Origin of the sequence: Desulfotomaculum sp. OF05-3 (assembly GCF_003435535.1) — a bacterium.
GTDB lineage: Bacteria > Bacillota > Clostridia > Lachnospirales > Lachnospiraceae > Pilosibacter > Pilosibacter fragilis.
Map to the genome: position 1 here is coordinate 44,132 of NZ_QWGO01000023.1, position 12,255 is coordinate 56,386.

The window sequence follows — 12,255 nt, forward strand, 5'->3', positions numbered from 1 at the left end:
CTTACTTCTCCTCCTCATCACGAATCTTTAAGTTATGATATCCATCTACATGGATCGTCCAGCCCTTCGGCACTACAAGTGTGGTATCCATCTGTTCGCAGATACACGGACCTGGGATCGCCTGACCCGGAACGAATTCTTCTCTTAAGTATACCGGAGTCTCAATATACTCGTCGCTGTTCTGGAAGAGGACCTGACGGACTTCGATCGGTGCCGGGATCGGTGCTTCCGGATGAAGCTCTGATGCCTTAAGATCCGGTTTGTCGATCACGCCGATCGCGGAAACACGGTAACTTACAAACTGAACGATTGCGTCTTCCTTGCAGTAACCGTAGCTTCTCTTGTGCTCTGCATGGAAATCAGCCAGTGCTTTCTTTAATGTCTCCTCTGTCATCTTTCCAGCCGGTACCGGAATGCTGATCTCGAAGTTCTGACGCTGATAACGCATATCAATAGCAAACTCAAAGTAACGGCGGTCTGCCGGAACCCCTTCTTTGTCTAAAAGACCGGTTCCCTGTTCTACCATATTGTCAAACTGCTCGTTGATGCTGTCTAAGTTGTCAGCCTCACCGTTCATAACTTTTGTTCTGGATAAGTCAAACTTTGTATCAGCTAAGAGTAAACCTAAGCTGCAGAGTGTGCCCGGATGCGGCGGAATAAGAACTTCCTTCATTCCCAGTTCTTTTGCTACTTCGCACGCATGGAGCGGACCTGCGCCGCCGAATGCCATCAGGCTGAATTCACGGACATCGTAGCCTTTCTCTACGGATACGCTTCGGATCGCACGGACCATGTTGGAGTTAACTACGGTGATGATTCCGTTTGCTGCACGTTTCATATCAAGATTAGATTTATCACAGATCTTTGTCTTGATCGCATTCTTTGCCAACTCAATATCCACGTCCATTCTGCCGCCGAGGATCTTCTTCTGGTTCAGTTTTCCTAAGACGATGTTTGCATCTGTTACGCACGGATTCTCGCCGCCGCGCATGTAGCATGCAGGTCCAGGAGTTGCGCCGGCACTCTTCGGTCCTACCTTTAACGCGCCGCCGTCATCGATCTTTGCGATGGAGCCGCCGCCGGCACCGATGGTGATGATGTTGATCATCGGGATTCTTGCCGGATATCCCTCAACGTAACGCTCGTTGGATACCTGCGGTGTATAGTTCTCGATCAGGGAAATATCTGCGCTGGTACCGCCCATATCGAATGTAATGATCTTGTCTGCTTCGCACTGTTTGCCGATATAAGCCGCTGCAATAACGCCGGCACTCGGTCCGGATAACGCGGTCTTGATCGGGCAGTCAATCGTCTCTTTAATGGAAATGATGGAACCGTTGGACTGTGTTACATACGGCTCAACCTTGATGCCGAGCTGTGCGATAGACTCGCGGAAGTTGTTTACATACTTCTTCATAACCGGTCCTAAGTAGCTGTTCATGACCGTTGTACTCATACGGCTGAACTCACGGAACTCCGGTGCCAGCTTGCTGGAAATCGTTACGTAAGCTTCCGGGAACTCCTCATGAATGATCTCTTCGATTCTTTCCTCATGAACCGGATTGATGAAGGAGAAGAGGGTGCACACTGCGATAGCAGCAACTCCCTGGGCTTTTAAGTAGCGGACCACTTCTCTGGTCTCTTCCTCATCAAGCGGTGTCTCAATGCTGCCGTCATAGCGGATACGCTCTGTAACGGTGCAGTTTAAGCCAGACGGAACTAACGGATACGGCTTCTGTGCCTGGAGGTTGTAAAGAGACGGACGGCGCTGTGTTCCGATCTCCATCAGGTCTTTAAATCCCTTTGTGGTGATAAGACCAAGGCGGCAGCCTTTCTTTTCGATCAGCGCATTGGTTCCTACTGTGGTACCATGTGCCAGATAGCTGACTGTCTCCGGTTTTGCCTTCTTTATCTCTAATACATCCTGCACACCTTTTACAATTGCCTTGGACGGGTCTGCCGGTGTAGAACTGTCCTTATAATTGAACAATTCGCCGGTTTCCTGATCAAAAACAGAGAAATCTGTAAACGTTCCTCCAACGTCTACGCCAATCATATAAGACATATTATTTCCTCCCATGTATTGGTTGTTTGTAAGCTGCTCTGTCCGAGCATGACTATTTGCATGTCCGGCGCTTCAAGTTGACTTCATACAGCTTGTATTGTTATATATCATCATATATTCTTTAATGATAAAATACTTTATTTTCGACCATTTGTCAATACTATTCTTCATTTCTTTCTCATAACAAGCTGCTCCGATTCTTTCAAGTCGAATGTCCGTGAGACTTGGCGCGTGATTCTTGTCAGCGAAGCCGACATATTCCTATCAGAATCACTGTGCATCCTCGCGGAGCATTTATCTTAGTTGGAGACCTAACTCACACTGAGACAAATTTGCTACGACTCACCACCTAAAAGAGGTGGGAGTTTTCTCGACTAAGATAAATCTTTATACACCCGCTCATATACAGAATCCGGCACTTGAACGCCTCCACCAAAAGCGCCTTTGATCAGACATGTTTTTGCTGAAAAAGCTGCGGCAGTCTTTAATGCTACTGGCAAAATCTTCATTCTTATTTCCGGATCTTCCCAATTTGCTTCTGACTCCTCTTCTAATTTTTTCAAAATTGTCACCAACATGGCCGTCGCAAAGCTGTCTCCCGCCCCCATTGTGTCCACAGGGATCACATAGTCCGGCAGTTGACGGTAAAAATGGTGTCCATCATAAACTGTCGCACCTTTGCTTCCGCGGGTAGCTGTCACAACCCCACAGCCTTTTTCATGCAGTTTTCCGCACAACCTTTCCGTTGCTTCATCGCTTAAATCGCTGCAGGAAAGGAACGCAAAATCAATATACGGGCAGACACGGTCCACACGGTCCTCCTCATTCCAGCGGTAAGAAAAGTCGTAGCTTACAAATGGTGAAAGCACATGCAGATCAGGAAGCAGATCATCCGTAAATCCATTGTTTGTCGTGTGGATCAGATCAAAGCCGTCCGCATACTCAAGATCCTCTTTCTCAAGACGGATCGGATGTTTCTGGATTACTCCGCCTTTATTGCTTCCCTTAAACACACGGTCCCCATCGACGATCATCACTCTCGCAAAACCATTTTCTCCGGCATAGCTGCGACAATGGCTGTATCCAACGCTATGGGCGTCGAGTGATGCCTTCACATGACCGGCAATCGCGTCATTTCCAAAAACGCCCATAAAATCTGATTTTACGCCAAGCATACCTGCGTATACCGCAAAATTAACTGCCTGCCCACCTGGATACATCGTCCTCTCATTCAGGTAGATATCACACACATTGTCACCCAAACCCAAAACCTTAACCATTTTTGTATCCTCTTATTTTTTACTCAAATAAAAATTTTACCTGGCAGCCAGTCACTTCTGCCGCCCCTGTGGCTACCATGTCCACACCTGTAAAAAATTCTCTGAGATCATCACTGCGAATGTCTTCCTGCTGCTTTACAGTCACCAGGATCTTCGTCAGTTCTGGAACCTTAACCATATCCTCATCGCCTGTTTCCATGATTCTCGTCTCATAGCCAACCTTATCGAATATATCTTTGTTCCCATATGCCAGACCCAGAGTGAAAAATTCCAGCGCCTCTAATGCATTTCCATTTTTGGACAGGGCTTTACCTGTCTGTCTTTGTGCTAATCCATCGTCACACAGACCGGTAAACTCAACCTGCACTTTCCGGGACTTGTTAAAATCAGACAGCTTCCTCTCCATATCCATTTTTTGTGCAGACATTTCCCCGTTCTCTACAGTTTTCCTTGCAAGGAGCGGCAGATATGAATATGCTTTTCTCTTTTCCTCAAACTCTTTCCGAACCTGCTCCAAAAGAAGCGGCTGTTCAAATAACTCAGCTCCCGTCAGTGCCATTACCTTTGCCGCTACCAGCATTCCCTTCATGCAGATATCACTGCGCCCTTGGGCAACCTCCTGCCAGGAATGTCCCAACGTATCCTTTATATAGCACGCTGCCACACACTGTACAGTAGGCGTTGCAAAGCTTACATCGCAAATATCTGTTGAACCAGGCTTATGGATATTAATTTCGCGGAAAGGATACAATACATCATTATACGGTTTTCCTTTCACCTGCCTGATAATATCTTCTGCCTGTTCCTCATACAACAGTCGCATTAAATCGAAGGTTGCCTGTTCTCCGTTTTCCGGAAGAGCCTGATGCATATGTTCTGCATATTTCCAGTCTGCTTCCGTCATTGGAACAGTGCCCACTATCTGGTATTTTTTATACATAGTGCGTTCCAGCGTCCGGTTCGGAAGCAGCTCGGTTGTTCCTGTCTTATAATCCGCCGTCAATACGCATCCGGTCATGACAGCCGCGCCGTATGCTGCCATATGTAATAGCTGAAATCCTTCTTTGACCTGGCTACTCACATGAGCGCGATATGCATATAGAATCCGGGCTTCAGGCACTTCTCCATCGTTTGCATCATCGCCCGGTGAAAGAATTGTAGAACGTACGACAAAGCATGGATCGAGATAATGTCTGACATTTGTCGCGCCCATCAAAAAGATCTGCAGCGCATCAGCAGCGCGTTTTCCCTTAAAGCTGTAAATTACTTTTTGCTGCGCGTGAAAGTTGATCGACCATATACCGTTATCGTCTGTCGGATGCCAACTGATCGCTGCGGCGCAATCATCAAACACTCCAGCCTGTTTCATCAGCACTTTTCCGGCACCGCCTTCCTCGGCCGGGCATCCATAAAAACGGACGGTTCCTTTTATTCCGTTTTCCTTTAAATAGTCTTTCACCGCGATTGCAGCAGCGACAGCCGCTGTTCCCAAAGTATGATGACCACACCCGTGACCGTGTCCACCCTCGATGATCGGTTCTCTTTCAACGGAATCTGCTTTCTGGCTCAGATTTGGAAGCGCGTCAAATTCTCCCATGAACCCGATTACGGGCTTTCCCTCACCCCAAGAGGCAATAAATGCGGTCGGCAGACCGGCAACCCCTTTTGTCACGGAAAAGCCTTCCTGTTCAAGAAGTGCTGAAAGGCGAGCAGAAGATTTATATTCTTCAAAAATTGGTTCCGCATAATCCCAGATATCAAGAGCAGCATGAATATACTGCTCCCTTTTATCTTCAATTGTCTTCAGAATACTTTCCTGTGTGTTCATCGTTTCCATTCCTCCATCCATGCAAATATCCCTGTTTGGTCACATCACGTCATTTTTCTTCATGCTTTGTTTCTGACTGCTGCTCTTCTGCCAGCCAACATAATACCTGATGTCCCGGTTCAACTGTTACAAACGGCGGTACTGTTTCTGAACATTCTTTTTTTGCATAAGGACAACGCTTATGAAAATGGCATCCTGATGGGGGATCGGCCGGATTTGGGACATCTCCCTGAAGAATGATCCGTTCCCGCTTTACCTCCGGATCAGGCATTGGAATTGCCGACAACAGAGCCTTTGTATATGGATGGACCGGATTCTCATATATCTGTTTTTTATCTGCTATCTCTACAACCCGTCCCAGGTACATAACAGCCACGCGATCGCAGATGTGATGTACAACACTGAGGTCATGAGAAATAAAGATATAAGTCAAATTCAGTTTGTCTTTCAATTCCTTTATCAGATTCAACACCTGCGCTCGTATGGAGACATCCAGTGCTGATACTGGCTCATCACAAATGATCAATTTAGGATTCACCGCCAGTGCTCTTGCGATCCCAAGACGCTGTCTTTGTCCACCGGAAAATTCATGCGGGAAACGATTAATATACGCACGGTTAATCCCAACCAAATCCATGAGCTTATAAATTCTCTCTTCTTTTTCCTTGCCCTCGCAGATATGAAACACTTCGAGCGGTTCTCCGATAATTTCGCCAACCGTCAATCTTGGATTTAACGAGGCGCCCGGATCCTGAAACACGATCTGCATTTCCCTGCGTTTCAGACGCATTTCTTCTTTCTTTAATCCGCAGATATTAGTGCCTTCAAAAATGACTTCCCCGCTTGTTGGCTCTATCAATCGTAAAATACTTCTTCCGAGTGTCGACTTTCCACAGCCGCTTTCTCCGACAATTCCAAGAATTTCTCCCTGCTTTACCGATAAGTTAATGCCGTCCACGGCTTTTACACTGCGACGGTCCTTATTCAGAAAACCGGACTTAACTGAATAATATTTCTTTAAATTTCGTACTTCTAATAAATTCCCTGCCACCTATACCACCTGCTTTCGATTTTCATGTAAAAAGCATCGTACCTTGCGATCACCTATCTGATATAAATCGGGAACTTCTGTTTTGCATCTCTCCGTCGCATAAGGACAACGAGGCCAGAATCCACATCCGGCAGGCATATCATACAGGCTTGGAACATTTCCTTTTATCACATATAATCTGTCCTTCTGATCGTTAATATTAGGAAGTGCGCTGATCAGACCTTGCGTATATGGATGCAGTGGATCTTTAAACAGAGAATGGACATCACAATATTCCATTACCCTTCCCGCGTACATCACAAGCACATAATCAGCCATTTCCGCAATAACACCCAAATCATGCGTGATCATCATAATAGATGTATTCAGCTTTTTCTGTAGTTTACGCATTAAATCTAAGATCTGCGCCTGGATCGTCACATCAAGAGCCGTTGTCGGTTCATCTGCGATCAAAAGTTCCGGATTGCACGACAGCGCCATGGCAATCATAACCCTCTGGCGCATTCCTCCGCTCAGTTCATGTGGATATTCGTCCACTCTTTTCTCGGGAGACGGAATACCTACAAGCCTGAGCATTTCGATGGCGCGCTCTCTTACTTCCTTTTTTGAGACTTTCTCATGGGCAGTTATCATTTCTGAAATCTGGGTTCCAACTGTATAGACCGGGTTCAACGATGTCATCGGCTCCTGAAAAATCATCGCGATTTCTTTTCCACGGATTTTTTCCATCTGCTCCGCAGAATAATTCACAATATTTTCCCCTTTAAAGATAATCTCCCCATCTACAACCTTTCCTTCCGGAGGCAATAGCTTTAATATTGACATCGATGTAACGCTCTTTCCGCATCCCGACTCGCCTACGATACCAAGGGTTTCGCCTTTTCGTATGGTGAAATCAACTCCATCGACAGCAGGAACTTTTCCAGTTCGATCAAAGAAATATGTTTTCAGATCTTTTACCTGTAATATTACATCATCCTTCATTACACATTCCTCCCCGCATCTATTTTTTCTTGCTGTCCGCGTATTCAGGGAATAGTTTCAGATAATATATCATGGATTTTTCGAAATCCAGTACTCCTTTGACTGTGCAGTATTCATTGCTGGAATGCTGCCTGGATCCATGTCCCATACCGCCTGTGACGTATGGGATCCCCAATATCTTCTCGAACAGGAAATATGGTGCGGAACCCGGATTCCAGGGCCAGATCTGCGGTCTTGTTCCCATCAGCTCATATGTTTTCTTCAAGGTCTGAACAGAAGAAGAATGATAAGGTACGCTGGACGGATCATATGGCTTTCCATACTCCTCGATCTCGATATCCTGGAAGCCTCTGGAATCCAGATGTTTCCGTACTTTCTTCAGCATTTCGTCCGGCTTCATTCCCGGAACAAGGCGGATATCCATCTTAACCGTTACTTCGTGCGGTAAAAGTGTCTTTGAACCTTCACCGATATAGCCGCCTTTGATACCATCAATATTCAGAGTCGGAACCGTCAGCATCTTTTTCCACAGATCCAGACCGGTTAAGTCCCACTTGAATTTTTTGACGTCATACGCTGTTTTCCACTCTTCTTCATCCAGAAGGTCCGCGGAAGCAGCCAAAGCCTCGTCTTTTTCCTTTTCCAATGGTAAGATTCCATCATAAAAACCATCGATCAAAATTTCATTTTCATTCTCGCCGATCATCGATGAGAGCGCTTTTGTCATTCTCCACACAGGGTTCGCAACCCAGGCTGCAAAAGCGCCATGGATCCCTCGGTCTGTCGGACCGCCCCAGTCTCCGCCTTTTGACTTCAGTTCAAAGCTTACAATTCCCTTCACACCCATAAAGATGGAAGCAATTCTGTTTTCCTCTCCAAATGATGGGAAAAACATTGCATCGCAGTCTTTAAATTTATCCTTGTTGACTTCCAGGAACTCCTGGAGGGATTTGGAGGAAAGTTCCTCCTCCCCCTCTATCAGGAATACAAGGTTTACCGGAAGTTTTCCGGCAATTTTTTTATATGCCTTTATCGCTCTGAAGAAAGCGACTGTTGGTCCCTTTGTATTTACTGCACCACGACCGATAATGCAGTCTCCGTAATCTCTGAACGGATGGATTTCTGCTGCCCACGGATCTGAAATCCAGTCAGGCTCCTCAGCCGGAAGCACATCGTACATGCTGTAGATAAGAAGCGTGTGCTCTGCTTTTTCATCAATGCGACCGTAAACAATGGGATTACCAGGTGTCTCAATCAGCTCAGAGGTGCCGCCGCACTCTTCGATCATTTCCTTCACGCGTTCCGCTGTTTCCCGGATACCTTCCCCTGTCGCTGAAATGGATTTCATACGCATAAAATCCTGGACAGCCTTTAAATCATTATCAAAATTCTCGTCAAGATATGTCAATACTTCCTCGATTTTCGGTCCTTCCATCGCTATGCTATCTCCTTTCCGTCCACGGATCAATCTGCAAGTTTCCATTTCCATACTTCGAAATTAAACCATACAAAATTCTCGATCGGAACTTCTGCTAAACGTTTTGAATATGCCCATAAATCATTCTGATGGTATAACCAGATATACGGCTGATCTTCTACCAATGCTTCCTGATATGCGTCATAGCACTTTTTCCGCTCTTCCTTTGTTACTTTAGAAACGCCTTCGTTAGCCAGATCAAACCACTTTGGATCTTTTACAAGTGAATAGTTTCTTGCGTCATTCGGTTTTAAAATTACGCTGCTTTCGTTCGGATCGATATTACTTCCGCCTCCGAGAAGACCTAAATCAGCTTTTCCTTCGCGGAGCATCTGAAGTAATGTAGTGAAATCATATGTCTCAATTTTTACTTTCACACCGATTTTTTCAAGGTCCTGTTGGATTAGGAGCGCAGACTGCTCTCTTACCTGATTTCCTTTCGGAACGATCATCAGATACTCTTTGTCAAAATTAAATCCTGCTTCTTTCAGCATTGTCTCTGCTGCTTCCGGGTCATATGTATTAGGTTTCAGGTTCTCATCATAATACGGATGATATTTTGGCATCGGTCCGACAGCAACCTGACCTTCTCCCAGCATCAGCTGATCAACCATCACCTGTTTGTTGATCGCTTTATCAAATGCATTTCTCACCTTCGCGTCCTGGAAATCAGGATCCTCATCAGACAGATTAAATAACATATACTGATAAGAATAATCTTCTACAGAAGCAGCCACAAGAGAGTCTGAGCCCTTGACAGTTGCCCAGTCGGATAACGGGATACTTCCCATGCCAACCACATCAATATCTCCATTTAAGAGTCCTGCTGTCAGGTTTGCTGCCGGCACAACACGAACGACTAATGTCTTAAAATCAGGGCATCCCTGATAATAGTCTTCAAATGCTTCCATCTCTAAAGTCTCACCTGCAGTATCTTTCACATATTTAAATGGTCCGGCACCAACTGGACTTGTCCAGAAAGAAGAGTTATTGATATCCGCATAATTTCCAGTATCTAAAATATGTTCCGGAAGAACATAAAGGAAGCTTAAGAATGCGTTTAAAATAGTATCCTGATCCTTCGGCTCTTTAAATGAAAATTTTACCGTGTAATCATCGACAGCTTCTACACCTAACTGATCTGTGTCTGCTGCAATGCCGTCATCATCGGTTCCCGCTAACACATTAAACGCGGAACGATAATAGTTATCCACATCTGGATTCGTCATTGCCTTACAGGTAAATACAATGTCATTTGCCGTCAGTTTTTCTCCGTCATGCCACAATGCATTTTCAGCTAATTTGAAAGTCATCGACTTGTTATCATCTGCTATTTGCCACTCAGTCGCAAGGCGGGGTTCGATAACTCCATCATGTGTTCTTGTAACCAGACGTTCAAATAATTGATCTGCTACCGCGTTTCCGTAATTTCCTGACGTATTGTAAATATTCAATGTGTCCCAGGAAGAAATAACTGCCATAGTTACTACTTCATCTTTAGGACCTTTCTGCGCTGTTTCTGTTCCCGTTTTTTCCGCTGCAGCAGTTGTTTCCGTTTTCCCTTCTGTCTGTGTGGTCGTTGTACCACTTCCTCCGCATCCGGACAGCGCTGTCATTGCCGCTAATAAAATTGCCAGCATTTTTGTCGTCTTCTTCATTTTCTTTTCTCCTCCTATAATTATTTTTTTGCTGTTTTCGGATCTAACGCATCCCGTAAACCGTTTCCAATAAAGTTAATCGAAAGAATTGTGATTACCAGTGCCAGTCCCGGCGGAACCCACATCCATGGACGGCTAGTCAAGATCGTGATGGACTGTGCATTATAAAGCATATTTCCCCAGGAAGCAGCCGGCGGCTGAACACCCATTCCAAGGAAGCTTAACGAAGATTCCAAAATAATCGCGGAGGCGATCCGAAATGTAATGGAAATAAAAATCGGAGCGACCGCGTTCGGAAGGATATATCTGGTAATGATCAACTTGTCTTTTGCTCCAATCGCCACAGCACCTTCAATGTAATCCTTTTCTCTTATGCTCAAAACACTTCCATAAATCTGTCTTGCGAATTTCGGCCATCCGAGCACACCTATCACAACCGTAACGGTGATAATTGACGGACCAAACATGGATACCAGAAACAAAATCAGAATCGTGGATGGAAATGACATGAAAATATCTGACAGACGCATTACCACAACTTCAAATGCCCCACGATAAAATGCTGCCAGCATACCCAGAGGAATTCCCACGATCACGCTGACCGCCGTGGAAAAAATTCCAACTGCCAAAGACACCCGGCCACCGTAAAGTAATCGGCTTAATACATCTCTGCCGACATCGTCTCCTCCCAACAGATGTTTCGCGCTAGGCGGCATATTGAATGCCAACGGATCGATCTCAGCTTCCGAAAACGGAAGGAACGGAGGAGCTATGATAACGATCAGTGTGATAAGCACCAGTGTGAAAAAACCGATTACCGCCAATTTGTTGTTACAATACCTCTTGATAAAGTTTTTCGCTTTCGACTCTTTTTTACTGTCTTCCACCTTTCTCACCTCCCTTAATTATACCGGATCCGTGGATCAAGAATTCCGTAAACAAGATCTGTTAAAATATTAAATACCAGCACCGCAATTGCGACCAACACTGTAATCCCCATAACAACCGGATAATCTCTGGCATCTATGGACTTGATCATCAGGCTTCCGATTCCCGGCCAGGAAAAAACCTGCTCCGTGACAACTGCTCCGCCAATCAGCAGCGGTATTTCCATACCAAGATATGTAACCACCGGTATCAAAGAATTTCGCAGCACATGTTTTATTATAACTTTCTTTTCTTTGATTCCTTTTGATCGTGCTGTTCTGACGAAATCCTCCCTCATAACCTCCAGCATGCTGCTTCTTGTATACTGGATCAGGCTTCCCACTAGCTGCATTGCCAGGACAACCGACGGCATAAATAAATGGCACAATAATGAACCTATGGTCTCCTTTTTTCCAACATCGTACATGCCGCCAATAGGAAGGACTTTTAATTTCACTGAAAAAACATATAAAAAAATCAATGCCAGGAAGAAGCTCGGAGTTGAAGTCGCCAGGAATGAAAATACCGACGAACCATTGTCCCAGCCTTTATTCTGATATCTTGCTGACTGAACTCCTAATGGGATTGAGATCAGACAGGCAATGATCACTGCCGCAAAGGTCAACAGAATTGTCGGACCAAGACCTTCCAAAATCATTTGCATTACCGGCTGTCCTGTTCTGTATGAATCTCCCAGATTTCCCTGGAAAAAGTTTTTGATCCAGGTGAAATACTGGATATACAACGGTTGATCCAGACCAAGCTTTATCCGCTGTCGTTCAACTTCTGCCGCTGAAATATTCTGGTTGTTGAGCAACAACTCTAATGGGCTTCCGGACGCCATAGAAGAAATTAAAAAAACCAGAACTGTAATTCCAAAGAAAGTTGGTATTGCTATCAAAGCACGCCGTAATACATACTTTTTCATTCTATTTCTCCCTTCCATTGATTCACGAAAAACGCATGAGTAAATAAATTGTGAACA

At 45.1% G+C, this 12,255-nt stretch carries 9 protein-coding genes; all 9 read right to left on the bottom strand.

Annotated features, from left to right (window positions below; translation table 11 throughout):
• Position 1: 1 nt before the first annotated feature.
• Entirely contained in the window at positions 2 to 2,065 is a 2,064-nt protein-coding gene (locus tag DXA87_RS12280) for a hydantoinase/oxoprolinase family protein (protein WP_117504605.1), read from the bottom strand.
• Between the two features lie 374 nt (positions 2,066 to 2,439).
• Positions 2,440 to 3,345, bottom strand: a complete 906-nt coding sequence (locus tag DXA87_RS12285) for a PfkB family carbohydrate kinase (protein WP_117504607.1) — start codon at positions 3,343 to 3,345, stop codon at positions 2,440 to 2,442.
• Positions 3,346 to 3,364: 19 nt separating this feature from the next.
• The gene (locus tag DXA87_RS12290; RefSeq protein ID WP_117504609.1) at positions 3,365 to 5,173 is read right to left on the bottom strand and encodes an amidohydrolase; all 1,809 of its coding nucleotides are present in this window, start codon (positions 5,171 to 5,173) and stop codon (positions 3,365 to 3,367) included.
• Between the two features lie 49 nt (positions 5,174 to 5,222).
• Entirely contained in the window at positions 5,223 to 6,224 is a 1,002-nt protein-coding gene (locus DXA87_RS12295) for a dipeptide ABC transporter ATP-binding protein (protein ID WP_117472446.1), read from the bottom strand.
• A complete protein-coding gene (locus DXA87_RS12300; protein WP_117472448.1) occupies positions 6,225 to 7,208 on the bottom strand; it encodes an ABC transporter ATP-binding protein in 984 nt (327 codons plus the stop codon).
• A 19-nt stretch (positions 7,209 to 7,227) separates the two neighbouring features.
• Positions 7,228 to 8,643 carry a M20/M25/M40 family metallo-hydrolase gene (locus DXA87_RS12305; RefSeq protein WP_117472450.1) on the bottom strand — a complete coding sequence of 472 codons (1,416 nt, stop codon included), beginning with the start codon at positions 8,641 to 8,643 and terminating at the stop codon, positions 7,228 to 7,230.
• A gap of 29 nt (positions 8,644 to 8,672) precedes the next feature.
• Positions 8,673 to 10,343, bottom strand: coding sequence for an ABC transporter substrate-binding protein (locus DXA87_RS12310; protein WP_117504611.1), 1,671 nt, complete (start codon positions 10,341 to 10,343; stop codon positions 8,673 to 8,675).
• Between the two features lie 20 nt (positions 10,344 to 10,363).
• Positions 10,364 to 11,230, bottom strand: a complete 867-nt coding sequence (locus DXA87_RS12315; protein ID WP_117472454.1) for an ABC transporter permease — start codon at positions 11,228 to 11,230, stop codon at positions 10,364 to 10,366.
• Between the two features lie 14 nt (positions 11,231 to 11,244).
• A partial coding sequence (locus DXA87_RS12320; protein WP_348982226.1) for an ABC transporter permease occupies positions 11,245 to 12,255 on the bottom strand: 1,011 nt, incomplete at its 5' end.

What these genes read in the sequence shown, in the direction of transcription:
- DXA87_RS12280 (WP_117504605.1), bottom strand. Translation starts at nt 2,065, where the DNA reads ATGTCTTATATGATTGGCGTAGACGTTGGAGGAACGTTTACAGATTTC.
- DXA87_RS12285 (WP_117504607.1), bottom strand. Translation starts at nt 3,345, where the DNA reads ATGGTTAAGGTTTTGGGTTTGGGTGACAATGTGTGTGATATCTACCTG.
- DXA87_RS12290 (WP_117504609.1), bottom strand. Translation starts at nt 5,173, where the DNA reads ATGAACACACAGGAAAGTATTCTGAAGACAATTGAAGATAAAAGGGAG.
- DXA87_RS12300 (WP_117472448.1), bottom strand. Translation starts at nt 7,208, where the DNA reads ATGAAGGATGATGTAATATTACAGGTAAAAGATCTGAAAACATATTTC.
- DXA87_RS12305 (WP_117472450.1), bottom strand. Translation starts at nt 8,643, where the DNA reads ATGGAAGGACCGAAAATCGAGGAAGTATTGACATATCTTGACGAGAAT.
- DXA87_RS12310 (WP_117504611.1), bottom strand. Translation starts at nt 10,343, where the DNA reads ATGAAGAAGACGACAAAAATGCTGGCAATTTTATTAGCGGCAATGACA.